Source organism: Ectopseudomonas chengduensis, from assembly GCF_900102635.1.
GTDB lineage: Bacteria > Pseudomonadota > Gammaproteobacteria > Pseudomonadales > Pseudomonadaceae > Aquipseudomonas > Aquipseudomonas chengduensis.
Map to the genome: position 1 here is coordinate 754,384 of NZ_FMZQ01000001.1, position 14,919 is coordinate 769,302.

The following is a 14,919-nucleotide window of genomic DNA, read 5'->3' on the forward strand; positions in this document are numbered from 1 at the left end:
TGGCGGGACCGAAAGAGTTACGCCGAACCAGTTCCCTCTCCCTTCGGGGAGAGGGTTAGGGAGAGGGGGCCGTCCGTGTGTGGGCTTAAAAGTCCTTGCACAGCCGCAGCGCGTCGTAGATCGCCGCGTGGGTGTTGCGCTGGGCCACGCAGTCGCCGATGCGGAACAGCAGGTAGCCGTCGCCCGACTCGCTCAGGCACGGCTGCGGCTTGATCGCGAACAGCGCTTCGACGTCGATCTGGCCCTTATTGCGCGAGCCCTGCTTGAGCGCGTAGTACAGCGATTCGTCCGGACGCACGCCGTTCTCCACCACCACCTGGTCGACCACCCGCTCCTCTTTCGCGCCGGTGTATTCGTTCTCCAGCACGGCGACCAGCTTGTCACCCTCGCGGTAGACCTTCTCCAGCATCAGGTCGCCGGTCATGATCACTTCCTTGGGGTACAGGCTGCGGTAGTAGGTGGGGAAGCTGGTGCCGCCGATGGCCACGCCCGGCTTGATGTCGTCGGTGACGATCTCCACCTTGGCGCCTTTCTCGGCCATGAAATCGGCCACCGACATGCCGGTGAACTCGCAGATGGTGTCGTACACCAGCACGTTGTTGCCGACCGCGACCTTGCCGTCGAGCACGTCCCAGCTGCTCACCACCAGGCCTTCGGCCGAACCCCAGTGTTCGTTCTGCTCGAGGAAGGGGTGGCCGCCGTTGGCCAGCACCACGATATCCGGGCGCAGGTCGAGGATGGTCGCGGCGTCCGCCGCGGTGCCCAGGCGCAGGTCGATATTCAGGCGCGCCAGTTCCAGCTGGAACCAGCGGGTGATGCCGGCCATCTGGTCGCGCTGCGGCGCCTTGGCGGCCAGGTTGATCTGCCCGCCGAGGCTGGCCTGCTTCTCGAACAGGGTGACGTCATGGCCGCGCTCGGCGGCGACGCGCGCCGCCTCCATGCCGGCCGGGCCGCCGCCGACTATGACCACCTTGCGCTTCGGTCCGGTGGATTTCTCGATGATATGCGGCAGGCCCATGTACTCGCGGCTGGTGGCGGCGTTCTGGATGCACAGCACGTCCAGGCCCTGGTACTGACGGTCGATGCAGTAGTTGGCGCCGACGCACTGCTTGATCTGGTCGACCTGGCCCATCTTGATCTTGGCGATCAGGTGCGGGTCGGCGATGTGCGCGCGGGTCATGCCGACCATGTCGACATAGCCGCCTTCGAGAATGCGCGTGGCCTGGTTCGGGTCCTTGATGTTCTGCGCGTGCAGCACCGGCACCTTGACCACTTCCTTGATCCCGGCCGCCAGGTGCAGGAAGGGCTCCGGCGGATAGCTCATGTTCGGAATGACGTTGGCCAGGGTGTTGTGGGTGTCGCACCCTGATCCAACTACCCCAATAAAATCGAGCATACCGGTGGCGTCGTAGTAGGCGGCGATCTGCTTCATGTCCTCGTGGGACAGGCCGTCCGGGTGGAATTCGTCGCCGCAGATACGCATGCCGACGCAGAAATCCGGACCCACCTCGGCGCGCACGGCCTTGAGCACTTCCAGGCCGAACTTCATGCGGCCCTCGAAGGTGCCGCCCCATTCGTCGGTGCGCTTGTTGACCCGCGGCGACCAGAACTGGTCGATCATGTGCTGGTGCACGGCGGACAGCTCGACACCGTCCAGGCCACCTTCCTTGGCGCGGCGGGCGGCCTGGGCGTAGTTGCCGATCACCCGCCAGATTTCCTCGACCTCGATGGTCTTGCAGGTGGCGCGGTGCACGGGCTCGCGGATGCCGGACGGCGACATCAGGGTCGGCCAGTGGAAACCGTCCCAGCGCGAGCGGCGGCCCATGTGGGTAATCTGGATCATGATCTTGGCGCCGTGCTTGTGCATGGCGTCGGCCAAGTTCTGGAAGTGCGGAATGATGCGGTCGGTGGACAGGTTGACCGAACTCCACCACTGCTGCGGGCTGTCGATGGCGACAACGGACGAGCCGCCGCAGATCGCCAGGCCGATGCCGCCCTTGGCCTTCTCTTCGTAGTACTTGACGTAGCGCTCGGTGGTCATGCCGCCGTCGGTGGCGTAGACCTCGGCGTGCGCGGTGGACAGCACACGGTTGCGGATGGTCAGCTTGCCGATCTGGATCGGCTGGAACATTGCTTCGAAGGCCATTACGGCATCCTCACGGTAAGCGCTCTAGCGTTGTGGGAGGCGCTGGCCGCTCCCACGGATTTCTTATGGGTGACTCAGAGTGGCCGGGTGACGAACAGGCCGTCGTCATGGCCCTCTTCGGCGCCGCTGTACTCCTGCACGGTGACGGTGCGGATCGGGCTGCCCTTGGCGGCCAGAATCTGGTCGATGGCGCCGGAGAACCAGCCGGTGAACATGTAGTCGACCTTGCGACCCACCTTGCCGTACACGTAGACGAAGGCCGAATGCTTGAGCTTGACCTCGGCATGGCCGGTTTCCAGGTCGAGCTTCTGCGTTTCGAACAGACCCCAGCCGCGTTGCGACAGGCGCTTCATGTAGTGCTCGAACACCGCAGCGCCTGAAATGCCATGGCACTCGGCTTCCTTCTCGCACCAGTGCCAGGCGGACTTGTAGCCGGCCTTGTAGAGGATCTCGGCGTACTTGTCGGCGCCGAGCACTTCCTCGATGCCCATGTGGTTGTTGACGAAGAAGTGACGCGGCACGTAGAGCATCGGTAGCGCGTCGGTGGTCCAGACGCCGGTTTCGTCGTCGACGGCGATGGGCATTTCGGGGGCGTGGGTAGCCATATACGGAAACTCCAGAGTTTGAACCGTAGGAGCGGCTTCAGCCGCGAAGCTTCAGGGCACGCCGTCCCTGCGGGACGGATCGCGGCTGAAGCCGCTCCTACCAGGATTGGGTTGGGAGGGGCTTACTCGCCCCAGACGTCCTTCAATACGCGCACCCAGTTCTCGCCCATGACCTTGCGCACCACGCGCTCGGGCATGCCGCGTTTGAGCAGCGTCTCGGTGAGGTTGGGGAACTCGCCCACGGTGCGGATGCCCAGTGGGTTGACGATCTTGCCGAAGCTGGTCAGGCGGCGGGCGTAACCCTTGTCGTGAGTCAGCCACTCGAAGAATTCCTGGCCGTGGCCCTGGGTGAAATCGGTACCGATGCCGATGGCGTCTTCGCCGACGATGTTCATCACGTACTCGATGGCCTCGGCGTAGTCGTCGATGGTCGAGTCGATGCCCTTGGCCAGGAAGGGCGCGAACATGGTCACGCCGACGAAGCCGCCGTGGTCGGCGATGAACTTCAGCTCCTCGTCGGACTTGTTGCGCGGGTGCTCCTTCAGGCCCGACGGCAGGCAGTGCGAGTAGCACACCGGCTTCTTCGACTCGAGGATCACTTCCTCGGAAGTCTTGGAGCCGACGTGGGACAGGTCGCACATGATGCCGACGCGGTTCATCTCGGCGACGATCTCGCGACCAAAGCCGGACAGGCCGCCGTCGCGCTCGTAGCAGCCAGTGCCGACCAGGTTCTGGGTGTTGTAGCACATCTGCACGATGCCCACGCCGAGCTGCTTGAACACCTCGACGTAGCCGATCTGGTCCTCAAACGCATGGGCGTTCTGGAAGCCGTAGAGGATGCCGGTCTTGCCCTGCTCCTTGGCCTTGCGGATGTCGGCGGTAGTGCGTACCGGGATGACCAGGTCGCTGTTATCGCGGATCAGGTTATTGCTGGCGACGATGTTGTTCACCGTGGCCTGGAAACCTTCCCACACCGACACGGTGCAGTTGGCCGCGGTCAGGCCGCCCTTGCGCATGTCTTCGAACAGTTCGCGGTTCCACTTGGCGATGATCAGACCGTCGATGACGATGCTGTCGGCGTGCAATTCGGCTGGGCTCATCAGGCTTGTCCCCTAAACGGATGCACCGAGTCGGTCGTCGGCGCTTTGGGGAGAGCTTATCCCTGGGGGGCAGGGCGACCCGGTGCAAAAACGACTGAGGGTTTGCCGAAAGCGTCAAGCCGAGGTCGCGAACGGATATGCCAGCGTTTCGCCCGTTACCGCGTAGCTCGGATGCAAGCCGGGGAATCTGTGGCGCCTGGCCCCGGATTGCATCCGGGCTACGGTTGGCCTAGCTGCCTGGTCGTTCGTGACGATCCTGGCTGGGGCTGACGGCGAAGCGCTTGCGGTAGCAGCGCGAGAAGTACGAGGCCGAATCGAAGCCGCAGGCCAGGCCCACCTCCAGCACGTTCAGATCGCTCTGGCGCAGCAACTGGCGCGCCTTGTCCAGCCGCAGGTCAAGGTAGAAGGCCGAAGGCGTGGTATCCAGATGATGACGAAACAGCCGCTCCAACTGGCGCACGGTGATGCCGGCCAACTCGGCCAGCGCCTCGGTGGACAGCGGTTGCTCGCACTGGCGCTCCATCTCGCCGACCACCCGCACCAACTTCTTGTTGTGCAGGTCGTAGCGACTGGCCACCTGCATGCGCTGGTGATCCAGACGGGTGCGGATGCGGCTGACCACGAACTGTTCGGACACCTGCACCGCCAGCGGCTCGCCGTGTTCCTGGCCGATCAGGCCGAGCATCAGGTCGAGGCTGCTGGTGCCCCCTGCGCTGGTGATGCGTTTACCGTCGATCTCGAACAGCTCCTGGGTGACCAGCAACGCCGGGTAGCGCTCGCGAAAGGCATCGATGGCTTCCCAGTGCAGGGTCAGACGCTGGTGCTGGAACAGCCCGGCCTCGGCCAGCACGAAGCTGCCGGTGTCGATGCCGCCGAGCACTGCCAGTTCCGGTTCGCGCCGTTGTAGCCAATGCGCCAGATGGTGGTCGTAGTGGGCCAGCGGTTCGAAGCCGGCGACCACGAACAGCGCCTGGGTGTCAGCGGGCAGTTCCAGGCCGTCGTCGACGTTGAGCGACATGCCGTTGCTTGCCTGCACGGCATTGCCGTCCTGGCTGAGCAGGCGCCAGCGATACAGCTCGCCACGAAAGCGATTGGCCACGCGCAGCGGTTCGATGGCCGACATCAGGCCCATCATGGAAAAGCCGGGTAGCAGCAGGAAGCAGAAGGTCTGAGGCATACAGGTCAAGACGCCGGTGCAGGGTGGCAGGTAGCCCGGATGCAATCCGGGGGCGGATTCCCGGATTGCATCCGGGCTACGGGCATATCGGAAAGATTAATGGGCCAGCATGGCTTTCATGCAAGCAGAAAGTCGGTATAGGTCAATAGATAGTCGCTCAAGTGCGAATGAGGCGTGAAATCGAAGCGTAAGGTGGTTTCATCGGGAGACGAAGATTCCCGAGCACGGTGGGGGTTCTGCCCGCTGGCAGGCCTCTAGAAAAACGAAATAGAACCGCTGTGACACGATGAGGAGCACCCAGATGAAAGGTCTTACCGCGCTTGCCGCGTGCTGCACCCTGAGCCTGTTCAGTACCTCCCTGCTGGCCGACGACGCCAGTTGCAAGAACGTTCGCATCGGCGCCGTCGGCTGGACCGACGTGGTCGCCACCACCGCCGTCGCCAGTGAACTGTTGCAGGGCCTCGGTTACGAAACCAAGCAGACCCAGGCGTCGCAACAGATCATCTTCGCCGGTATTCAGAAAGGGCAGATCGATGCCTTCCTCGGTTACTGGAAGCCGATCATGGACGACAACATCAAACCCTTCCTCGACGCTGGTGCGGTCAAGGTCGCGGCCGAGCCGTCGCTGGATGACGCCGTGGCCGTGCTCGCCGTACCCAGCTACACCGCTGACAAGGGCCTCAAGACCCTGGCCGACATCGCCAAATTCAAGGACGAGCTGGACGGCAAGATCTATGGCATCGAAGCCGGTTCGGGCGCCAATACGGCGATCCAGAAAATGATCGACTCCAATCAGTTCGGTCTGGGTGGCTTCAAACTGGTGGAGTCGAGTGAAGCAGGCATGCTCGCCGCCGTTGGCCGCGCCGTACGCAACGAGAAACCGGTGGTGTTCTTTGGCTGGAAACCGCACCCGATGAACCTGTCGATGCAGGTCACCTACCTCACCGGCACTGACGACGTGTTCGGCCCCAACGATGGAGCCGCCACGGTGTCCACCGTCACCGCGCCGGACTACGCCGAGCGTTGCCCCAACGCCAACCGCCTGCTCACCAGTCTGCGCTTTACCAGCGCGCAGGAGGCCGAGCTGATGCAGCCGATCATGGATCGTAAGGCGCCAGCACAGGTGGCGCGCGACTGGATCAAGGCCAACCCGCAGGTGGTCGAGACCTGGCTCGATGGCGTCACCACGCTGGACGGCAAGCCCGCCAACGCCGCGCTGGTCGCCGGCAACTGATACCACGGCGCCGGTTTATTCGGCGCCAATTTCCCTCTTTGCACAACGCCTGCGGCTCAGCCGTCGGCACTCGTTCGCCTCTGGAAAGGACAGTCGAAAATGAATTACGAGGTTATCGTCACCTGCGCGGTGACCGGCGCTGGCGACACCGTCGGCAAGCACCCGGCGATCCCGGTCACGCCCAAGGAGATCGCCGCCGCCGCCATCGAGGCGGCCAAGGCCGGCGCTACCGTCGCCCACTGTCATGTGCGCGACCCGCAGACCGGCAAGCCCAGCCGTGACGTGGCGCTGTACCGCGAGTTGGTTGAGCGCATTCGCGAAAGCGATACCGACGTGATCATCAACCTCACCGCCGGCATGGGCGGTGATCTGGAGATTGGCCGGGGCGAGCAGCCATTGGAGTTCGGCGCCGGCACCGATCTGGTAGGGCCAATCACCCGCCTGGCGCATGTCGAAGAACTGCTGCCGGAAATCTGCACCCTGGACTGCGGCACCCTGAATTTCGGCGACGGCGATTTCATCTACGTCTCCACCCCGGCGCAGCTGCGCGCCGGCGCCAAGCGCATCACCGAGCTGGGCGTGAAGGCCGAACTGGAAATCTTCGACACCGGCCACCTGTGGTTCGCCAAGCAGATGATCAAGGAAGGGCTGCTGGACGACCCGCTGATCCAGCTGTGCCTGGGCATCCCCTGGGGCGCGCCGGCCGACACCACGACCATGAAGGCCATGGCCGACAACCTGCCGCCTGGCATCACCTGGGCCGGCTTTGGCATCGGCCGCATGCAGATGCCCATGGTCGCCCAGGCCATGCTGCTCGGCGGCCACGTGCGGGTCGGTCTGGAGGACAACATCTGGCTGGATCGCGGCGTGCACGCCAGCAACGGCCAGTTGGTCGAGCGCGCCATCGAGATCATCGAACGCCTCGGCGGCCGCGCCCTGACCCCGGCCGAGGGGCGGGAAAAGATGAAGCTCAAACGCCGCGGCTAGAGCGCAGCGCCGCCCGGCCCCCCCGATTCGCGCCGCGCTTGTGGGAGGGGCTTTAGCCGCGACAGCCCGGATGCAATCCGGGGAAATTTCACCTGCCATCCCCGGATTGCATCCGGGCTACACCCGCAAGGAACCCACCATGTCCTTCGTTACCGATATCAAGACCTTCGCCGCTCTTGGCACCGGCGTCATCGGCGCCGGCTGGATCGCCCGTGCCCTGGCTCATGGCCTCGACGTGATCGCCTGGGACCCGGCGCCTGGCGCCGAGGCTGCATTGCGCACGCGTCTGGCCAATGCCTGGCCGGCGCTGGAAAAACAGGGCCTGGCCCCCGGCGCCTCGCTGGATCGCCTGCGCTTCGTCAGCACCATCGAAGACTGCGTACGCGATGCCGATTTCATCCAGGAGAGCGCGCCCGAGCGCCTCGAGCTCAAGTGCGAGCTGCACGCGAAGATCAGCGCCGCCGCCCGTCCCGATGTGTTGATCGGCTCCAGCACCTCGGGCCTGCTGCCCAGCGAGTTCTACGCCGATGCCGCACACCCCGAGCGCTGCGTGGTCGGCCATCCGTTCAACCCGGTGTATCTGCTGCCGCTGGTGGAGGTGGTGGGCGGTGCGAAGACCGCCCCGGAGGCGGTGCAGGCCGCCATCGAGGTCTACCAATCGCTGGGCATGCGCCCGCTGCATGTGCGCAAGGAGGTGCCGGGCTTTATCGCCGACCGCTTGCTCGAGGCGCTGTGGCGCGAGGCGCTGCACCTGGTCAACGACGGCGTGGCGACCACCGGCGAGATCGACGACGCGATCCGCTTCGGCGCCGGCCTGCGCTGGTCCTTTATGGGCAGTTTCCTGACCTACACCCTGGCCGGCGGCCCGGCCGGCATGCGTCACTTCATGGCCCAGTTCGGCCCGGCGCTGAAGCTGCCCTGGACGTACCTCGAGGCGCCGGAGCTGACCGAGGGGCTGATCGACGCGGTGGTCGAGGGCACTGCCGAGCAGCAGGGCGAACGCAGCCTGGATGCCCTGGAGCGCTATCGCGACGATTGCCTGCTGGCGGTGTTGGAGGCGATCCGCCAGACCAAGGCCAAGCATGGCTTCGAGTTCGCCGAGTAACCGAGTCACTCCCGGTGCGCATGGCGCACCCTACGCCAGAATATCCAGCCGCTCCGAGCTAGCTCCCCCCTCCCATTTATGGGGCAAAAGCGGGAACAGCGAAGCACTGCTTCGCCCGCTGTTGCGACCTGAGCTCTGCGAAGAGCTGGGGCACAGAGTGGGGGCTGGGGAAGAGGGCCGCTTCAGGAGTCACACTGAAATGTGCAACAAACCACTTACCACCTACCGCACCGGTGTTGCCCCCGACTGGGTCGACTACAACGGCCATCTGCGCGATGCCTTCTACCTGCTGATTTTCAGCCACGCCACCGATGCGCTGATGGACGTGCTGGGCCTGGACGAAGCCGGCCGCGTCCGTACCGGGCACACCCTGTACACCCTGGAATGTCACCTCAACTTCCTGGCGGAGGTGAAGGAGGGTGAGCCGGTGGAAGTGCGTACGCAGCTTTTGGCGCATGACGCCAAACGCCTGCATATCCACCATGCGCTGTATCGACCTGGCGAGGACGCCAGCCTGGCGGAAAGCGAGCAGATGCTGATGAATATCGACAGCGCCGCCGGCCGCGCGGCGCAGTTTGACGCTCAGGTGGCCGACAAGGTCGCGCAGCTGACCAGCGAGCATCAGGGATTGCCACAGCCGGTCTGCGTTGGCCGGGTTATAGGCCTGCGCCGCTAGCAAGCTTCGCCCCGGGGCGGGGCTCCTACAGGTCGGCGGGGCTGCTCGTGCTTGCGTAGGAGCCGCGCCCCGCGGCGAACTCGGTATATCAGGCGAGCTGGACGCCAGATTCGCCCGGCACCTTTTCGACTACTTTGGCTTGTACGCGCAATACCCCGGTCGCGGACCGACCTTGGGGTGATGGCGACAGGTGTCCGGACGCTTGTCGTAGACGGTGCACAGGCGCGTCTTGCGATCGAGGAACAGGCAGTCGTTGTTGGACATGCGGATCAGGGTGAAGATGCCCGACTTCTGGTTGAAGCGCTCGACGATGCCGTCCTTCTGCAGGCGCTTGGCGATGTTCTTCGGTGGCTCGCTGCGCTCGAACTCGTCCACCAGCTCCAGGCGGATCAGATCGTTCAGGCGCACCTCAACCGGCATGGTGCAGCAGGTGGACATGCAGCTATGGCACATGTCTGCCGTGTATTTGGCCCAGGTTTCCAGGCGGTCGATCTCTGCAGCGGCTATCAGGCGGGGTTTTATCATGATGCTCGGGTAGGCCTGTCTTGTGCGGCGGACTGTTCGCTTCGCTCCCGAGTCCGCCCTACGGTCACGGGGCGGCGATGATAGCGGGCGCGTGGCGTTTGTGAAGCACCGGCTGGCGGCTGATCGCTTTGCGTTGTGCCTGTGAACGGCTTGGCAGTCGTCTCTCTGGGTGTGGGTCGGCGCGGCTCCTATACTGTGGCTCGTCTCGGGCGGCCAGCAGGAACGTGAGGCGACTTCTTTCTCAGGATTGGGACATAACGCATGCAATGGATTTTCATGCTGGTCGGTTTGGTGCTCGGCGTGGGCGCTAGCGAATCGGTCACAGGTGCGCTTCTTGGCGGGCTGATCGGCCTCAGCCTGGGCCAGGCGCTGCGTCTGCAAGGGCTGGAGACGCGCAATGCGCAGCTGACTGCGCAGCTCAAGGACTTCGCCGAGCGCTTCGATCACGGCACGCGTGCCATCCACGAGCGCCTGGTCAAGGTCGAGCAGGGCGAGCGAAGCGAACCTGAGTCGGTTCCCGCGTCTGCTGACCCTGTCGCCAGTTCCGCGCCCGAGGCCCAGCCCGAGCCGGTCGTTGCTGAAGAGCCCGAGCTGGACTGGACACTTGATCCGCTGCCTGAGATCGAAACATCGCAGCCTGTCGCAGAACCTGCGTCACTGGCTGCTCAGGTTGCTTACCAGCCGCAATCGGCAGCGCAACAAAGCCCCTGGCGCGAGCAAACGCCGCGCGAGCCGAATCTGGTCGAGCGTGGTATTGCTGCTGCCAAGGCCTGGCTGTTCGGCGGTAACACCGTGCTGCGGGTTGGCGTGGTACTGCTGTTCCTCGGTCTGGCCTTCCTCCTGCGCTACGCCACCGAAGGCGTCGAGGTCCCGGTCGAGCTGCGCTACATGGGCGTGGCGGCCAGTGCCCTGGCCTTGCTCGGCCTGGGCTGGTGGTTGCGCCGGCGCAATCCCGGTTACGCCCTGGTGCTGCAGGGCACCGGCATCGCCGTGCTGTACCTGACGGTGTTCGCCGCCATGCGCCTGCACCCGCTGCTCGATCCGGGCATGGCCCTCGGCCTGCTGGTGGCAGTGACGCTGTTCTCGGCGATTCTCGCCGTGCAGCAGAACGCCCTTGGCCTGGCCGCTGCGGCGGCGCTCGGTGGTTTCGCCGCGCCAATCCTCACCTCCACCGGCAGCGGCAACCATGTCGCGCTGTTCTCCTATTTCGCCCTGCTCAATGCCGGCATCTTTGCCATCGCCTGGTTCAAGGCCTGGCGCCTGCTCAACCTGATCGGCTTCGTCGGCACCTTTGGCATCGGTTTCGCGTGGGGGCTGCGTTCCTACACGCCGGAACTGCTGGGCAGCACTCAGCCATTCCTGATCCTGTTCTTCCTGATGTACGTGGCCATCGGCCTGCTATTCGCCCGCCGCACCCTGCATGACGCGGCGAATGCGCCCGAGGCGCGTGACGAGTTGCTGCGCTGGTCGCTACGGCGTGGCGACTATGTCGATGCCACCACGCTGTTCGGTCCGCCGTTGATCGGCTTCGGCCTGCAGGTCGCATTGGTGCGGCATATCGAGTTCGCCGCGGCGTTCAGCGCCCTCGGCCTGGGCCTGTTCTATCTGTTGCTGACGCGGGTGCTCAAGGCGCGTGCTGGCGAGCAGGCACTGCTGCTGGTGGAAACCTGTCTGGCGCTCGGTGTGGTATTCGCCAGTCTGGCCATTCCGCTCGGTCTCGATGCCCGTTGGACGGCGGCGGCCTGGGCCGTGGAAGGCGCCGGTATCTTCTGGTTGGGTCTGCGTCAGGGACGGCCGCTGGCGCGTGCGTTCGCCCTGCTGCTGCAGGTGGGCGCGGCACTGGCTTTCGTCAGTGGTCTGGAGCATGGCTATGGCAGCCTGCTGGACGGCTCGCCGCTGGGCGCGCTGATGCTCGGTGCGGCGTTGCTGTTCAGCTATTGGCAGCTACGCCAGGCGCCGCAGGCGGCCAACGCCTGGGAACACCGCCTGCTGCCCTGGTTGGGGTTGGCCGGGCTGGCGTTTGTCTATCTGATCGCACCGCTGCTGTTCGAGGCCCCCGGCACCGCCATCGCCTGGGCGTTGGCAGGCCTTGCGACCTTGTTCGTCGGCCTGCGTATCGCCGCGCCAAGTTTCGTCTACAGCGCCTTCGCCATCCAGTTGCTCGGTGGTCTGCTGTTCCTCGGGCAGATGGCGCTGGATTCGCTGTTTGGCCGTGGCGGCTTCAGTGCTGGCTGGTTCGGCCTGCTGGCGGCGTCGATGGTGGGACTGGGGCTGATCGCCGGCATGCTACTGGCGGCGCGCGATCCGCAGATCCGCGAGAACCGCCGGCTGCTCGGTGCCTTGTCGATGGTGATGCTGGTAGGCCTGGTATTTATCAACCTGGCGGTGTTGTTCGTCCTGCCCTGGGTGGCGGCTGCCGCTGTGTGGGGCGGCACGGGCCTGCTGATTCTGTGGCTGGCGCTGTATCTGCAGCAGCGCGCGGCGTTCCTGTTCAGCTTGGCGCTGCAGGTCTTCGCTGGCCTGGCCTTCCTTGCTGCTGGGCCGTTGCTGCTGTCGGGTATCAGTGGCGAGGGCTTGTCGCCGCTGGCGCACACCGGCTTCTGGACCCCCGCTGTGCTCGGCCTGGCTGCGCAGATCGGCGCCTGGCGCCTGCAGGGGCTGGCGCGTAGCGGCCGTGATACGGGCATCGATGGCGTCAGTCTGCAGCGCCTGGGCCAGCTGTTGCTGGCCTGGGGGGCGGCCTGGTGGGCACTGGCTTTGGCCAGTGAGGTGCTGCGCTTCGTGGCGCCGAATCTGCAAGCCAGTGCGTTGCTAGTGCTGGCGGCCTCGTCGGCGCTGCTCTGGATGCTGCTGGCATTACGCACCCGCTGGCGCGAGTTGGCGGTGCTATGCAGCCTGCTGGCACCGGTTGCGGGCTTGGTCCTGATCCACGCCTGGCATCCCTTTTACCATCCAGCCGCGAATTTCGGCTGGCTGGGCTGGGCTGCCGTGATCGCGGTGCATCTGCTTATCCTGTGGTCCCTGGGCGATCTACTGCCGAGCAGGGCGGCCAGCGTCGCCCATGTGCTCGGCTGCTGGTTGCTGATCGGCGTGCTGGCGCTGGAGCTGCGCTATCTGCTGCTGAGCCTGGCCGACCACTACAACGCCTGGCGCTGGCTGGGTTGGGCGTTGCTGCCGACCGCTTTCCTTTGGGTAATGGCGCAGGCACGTCGCCTACCCTGGCCGGTGGCTGGGTTCGAGCGTGAATACCGGCTGTGGGCAGCGGCGCCTCTGGCGGCATTGATGCTCGCCTGGTTCTGGCTGGCCAATGCCAATAGCGCCGGTGATAGCGATCCGCTGCCTTATTTGCCGCTGTTCAATCCACTGGAGTTGGGTTTGCTGCTGTGCCTGGGCGCGCTGTTTGTCTGGGCACGTGATGCGCTGCCGCGCTTGGGCCTGCAACCTGCGCGTGCACAGCAAGTGGTGCAGGGCGTCGCAGGTGTTTCGCTGTTTGCCCTGCTGACGGTGATGGTGATGCGTACCGCGCACCACTGGGGTGGTGTGCCCTGGCAGACGTCAGCGTTGTTCGATTCGATGCTGGTGCAGGCCGGGCTGTCCATCGTCTGGACCCTGATCGCCCTGGCGCTGATGCTCTTTGGGCATCTACGCGTACGCCGCGAGCTGTGGCTGTTAGGTGCTGCGCTGATCGCCCTGGTGGTAGCCAAATTGTTCTTCGTCGAGCTGGGCAACCGTGGTGGCCTGGAGCGCATCGTCTCGTTCATCGGGGTCGGTGTGCTGTTGCTGGTGGTGGGCTATTTCGCCCCGCTGCCGCCGCGCAAGGCCGAAAAGTCGGCTGCTGAGGAACAGGAGTCTGCCGTATGAAACTCATCCGTTGGGGCCTGCTCCTGGGGTTGTCGCTGAGTGCACTTAGTCAGGCCAGTGAGACACCTCAGGACTATCGGCACAGCGCTGCCCTGCAACTCGCTGGTGAGGGCCCCTGGTATCGCCTTGAGCTGCCCTTCGCTGCTCACCTCGCCGCCGGACATGGTGATTTGCGCGATCTACGCGTATTCGACAGCAATGATCAGATGCAGGCCTACGCGTTGATTCCGGGGCATAGCGAGACCGTGCAGCAGGAACAGGAGCATGGTGTGCGCTGGTTTCCGTTGCGGGGCCGCGCCGATGCCCAGGAAATGCCTGCGCTGCGCGTCGAGCGCAGCACCACTGGCACGCTGATCGAACTTCGCGGCGATGCACCGACCGAAAGCGAGCAGCAACTGCGCGGTTGGTTGCTCGATGCCAGCGTCATCGATGCGCCGCTGGTGCGTCTGAATCTGGACTGGAGTGGGGCAGAGGAAGGATTTCAGCGCTTCAGCATCGAGGCCAGTGACGACCTGCAGCACTGGCGTAGTTGGGGAGACGGGCAGGTGGCGCGTCTGAGCTTCGCCGATGAGCGTATCGATCAGCGTCAGGTCGAACTGCCTGGGCAGCGTGCCCGTTATCTGCGTCTGCTGTGGAGCAACCCAGCCCGGGCCCCGCAACTGCAGGCCGTTACCTTGCGCAGTCAGCGGCAGGCTCATCAGGCTGCGCCGCTGGTGTGGTCCGAGCCCATGCCGGCGCAGACCAGCGCTGAGGGGCAGTACCAGTGGCAGTTGCCCTTGTCATTGCCTCTGGAGCGACTGCGGGTCGAACTGCAACAGAGCAACACGCTGGCGCCACTGCGCTTCGAGGCGCGCAGCAGCGACCAGGGTGCCTGGCGCCAGCTGACAAGCGGGGTGCTTTATCGTCTGCCTGAGGCTGGGCGTGAAGTGGTGAACGATGAGTTGGCCTTGCCTGGTTGGCCGGTGCGCCAGCTGCGCGTGCAGGTGGATGCGCGAGGGAGCGGCTTGGGCGCGGATACGCCTCGCATGCAGGTAGCGCTACGCGCCACGCAACTGGTATTTCTCACCCGTGGCGAGCCGCCCTATCGGCTGGCGCTGGGTAGCCCGAGTGCGCAGTCGGCAGCATTGCCGCTGCACACCCTGATCCCCGGTTATCAGCCTGAACGACTTGTCAGCCTTGGTCGTGCCGAGTTGGTCGAGCCGCTTGCCGCTGCGGTCGAATCACAAGCTGGCGCCGGTCAGGACTGGCAGCGTTGGGGACTCTGGGCTGTACTGCTGGTGGGAATTGGGTTGCTGGCGGCGATGGCCGCCAGTGTGCTGCGTCGCCCACCAGACGCCTGAGAGGCATGGGCCAATAAAGCCCAGATGCGGCAGGGCTTTTGCAGTATCTTAGGCACCCCGCGCCAATCCAGCATTGAAGGTCAGGAAGGCCCTTGCGTATTTCGATTCGCGTCATCGCCCAGTCGCCTCGTGTCGCTTGCGTATGCGACTCACGCACTGCTTC

At 64.9% G+C, this 14,919-nt stretch carries 11 protein-coding genes; 6 read left to right on the top strand and 5 right to left on the bottom strand.

Going from position 1 to position 14,919, the window contains the following annotated elements; all coding sequences use genetic code 11:
• Positions 1 to 85: 85 nt before the first annotated feature.
• The 4 genes from dgcA to BLS08_RS03455 form a co-directional block, all read right to left on the bottom strand.
• Positions 86 to 2,146, bottom strand: a complete 2,061-nt coding sequence (gene dgcA, locus BLS08_RS03440; protein ID WP_090336047.1) for a dimethylglycine demethylation protein DgcA — start codon at positions 2,144 to 2,146, stop codon at positions 86 to 88.
• Between the two features lie 74 nt (positions 2,147 to 2,220).
• Positions 2,221 to 2,751: a DUF5943 domain-containing protein gene (locus BLS08_RS03445; RefSeq protein ID WP_064493864.1), complete on the bottom strand. Its 531-nt coding sequence runs from the start codon at positions 2,749 to 2,751 to the stop codon at positions 2,221 to 2,223.
• A 122-nt stretch (positions 2,752 to 2,873) separates the two neighbouring features.
• Positions 2,874 to 3,851, bottom strand: coding sequence for a dipeptidase (locus BLS08_RS03450; RefSeq protein WP_045733842.1), 978 nt, complete (start codon positions 3,849 to 3,851; stop codon positions 2,874 to 2,876).
• Positions 3,852 to 4,080: 229 nt separating this feature from the next.
• Positions 4,081 to 5,028, bottom strand: coding sequence for a GlxA family transcriptional regulator (locus tag BLS08_RS03455; protein WP_090336048.1), 948 nt, complete (start codon positions 5,026 to 5,028; stop codon positions 4,081 to 4,083).
• Between the two features lie 301 nt (positions 5,029 to 5,329).
• On the opposite strand from BLS08_RS03455, the gene choX reads away from it, so the two are divergent.
• The 4 genes from choX (at position 5,330) to BLS08_RS03475 (ending at position 9,030) form a co-directional block, all read left to right on the top strand.
• Positions 5,330 to 6,262, top strand: coding sequence for a choline ABC transporter substrate-binding protein (gene choX / locus BLS08_RS03460; protein WP_017678501.1), 933 nt, complete (start codon positions 5,330 to 5,332; stop codon positions 6,260 to 6,262).
• Between the two features lie 99 nt (positions 6,263 to 6,361).
• Positions 6,362 to 7,249, top strand: coding sequence for a 3-dehydrocarnitine:acetyl-CoA trimethylamine transferase CdhC (locus tag BLS08_RS03465; protein ID WP_017678502.1), 888 nt, complete (start codon positions 6,362 to 6,364; stop codon positions 7,247 to 7,249).
• A 139-nt stretch (positions 7,250 to 7,388) separates the two neighbouring features.
• Positions 7,389 to 8,354, top strand: coding sequence for an L-carnitine dehydrogenase (locus tag BLS08_RS03470; RefSeq protein ID WP_017678503.1), 966 nt, complete (start codon positions 7,389 to 7,391; stop codon positions 8,352 to 8,354).
• A gap of 199 nt (positions 8,355 to 8,553) precedes the next feature.
• The gene (locus BLS08_RS03475) at positions 8,554 to 9,030 is read left to right on the top strand and encodes a thioesterase family protein (RefSeq protein WP_017678504.1); all 477 of its coding nucleotides are present in this window, start codon (positions 8,554 to 8,556) and stop codon (positions 9,028 to 9,030) included.
• Between the two features lie 129 nt (positions 9,031 to 9,159).
• Here the strand turns inward: BLS08_RS03475 and BLS08_RS03480 are convergent, their stop codons facing one another.
• On the bottom strand, positions 9,160 to 9,555 hold the full coding sequence (locus BLS08_RS03480; protein ID WP_021487773.1) for a YkgJ family cysteine cluster protein: 396 nt from the start codon (positions 9,553 to 9,555) through the stop codon (positions 9,160 to 9,162).
• A 261-nt stretch (positions 9,556 to 9,816) separates the two neighbouring features.
• Here BLS08_RS03480 and BLS08_RS03485 point away from each other — a divergent pair, with 261 nt between their 5' ends.
• Together BLS08_RS03485 and BLS08_RS03490 are read left to right on the top strand one after the other, a co-directional pair.
• On the top strand, positions 9,817 to 13,416 hold the full coding sequence (locus BLS08_RS03485) for a DUF2339 domain-containing protein (RefSeq protein WP_017678507.1): 3,600 nt from the start codon (positions 9,817 to 9,819) through the stop codon (positions 13,414 to 13,416).
• On the top strand, positions 13,413 to 14,756 hold the full coding sequence (locus tag BLS08_RS03490; protein ID WP_017678508.1) for a DUF3999 domain-containing protein: 1,344 nt from the start codon (positions 13,413 to 13,415) through the stop codon (positions 14,754 to 14,756). The genes BLS08_RS03485 and BLS08_RS03490 overlap by 4 nt, the downstream gene beginning before the upstream one ends.
• Positions 14,757 to 14,919 lie beyond the last annotated feature (163 nt).

Bases quoted from the DNA above. Each gene is read 5' to 3' on its own strand.
- BLS08_RS03455 (WP_090336048.1), bottom strand. From the start codon at position 5,028: ATGCCTCAGACCTTCTGCTTCCTGCTGCTACCCGGCTTTTCCATGATG.
- BLS08_RS03445 (WP_064493864.1), bottom strand. From the start codon at position 2,751: ATGGCTACCCACGCCCCCGAAATGCCCATCGCCGTCGACGACGAAACC.
- BLS08_RS03475 (WP_017678504.1), top strand. From the start codon at position 8,554: ATGTGCAACAAACCACTTACCACCTACCGCACCGGTGTTGCCCCCGAC.
- dgcA (WP_090336047.1), bottom strand. From the start codon at position 2,146: ATGGCCTTCGAAGCAATGTTCCAGCCGATCCAGATCGGCAAGCTGACC.
- BLS08_RS03485 (WP_017678507.1), top strand. From the start codon at position 9,817: ATGCAATGGATTTTCATGCTGGTCGGTTTGGTGCTCGGCGTGGGCGCT.
- BLS08_RS03480 (WP_021487773.1), bottom strand. From the start codon at position 9,555: ATGATAAAACCCCGCCTGATAGCCGCTGCAGAGATCGACCGCCTGGAA.
- choX (WP_017678501.1), top strand. From the start codon at position 5,330: ATGAAAGGTCTTACCGCGCTTGCCGCGTGCTGCACCCTGAGCCTGTTC.
- BLS08_RS03490 (WP_017678508.1), top strand. From the start codon at position 13,413: ATGAAACTCATCCGTTGGGGCCTGCTCCTGGGGTTGTCGCTGAGTGCA.
- BLS08_RS03450 (WP_045733842.1), bottom strand. From the start codon at position 3,851: ATGAGCCCAGCCGAATTGCACGCCGACAGCATCGTCATCGACGGTCTG.
- BLS08_RS03465 (WP_017678502.1), top strand. From the start codon at position 6,362: ATGAATTACGAGGTTATCGTCACCTGCGCGGTGACCGGCGCTGGCGAC.
- BLS08_RS03470 (WP_017678503.1), top strand. From the start codon at position 7,389: ATGTCCTTCGTTACCGATATCAAGACCTTCGCCGCTCTTGGCACCGGC.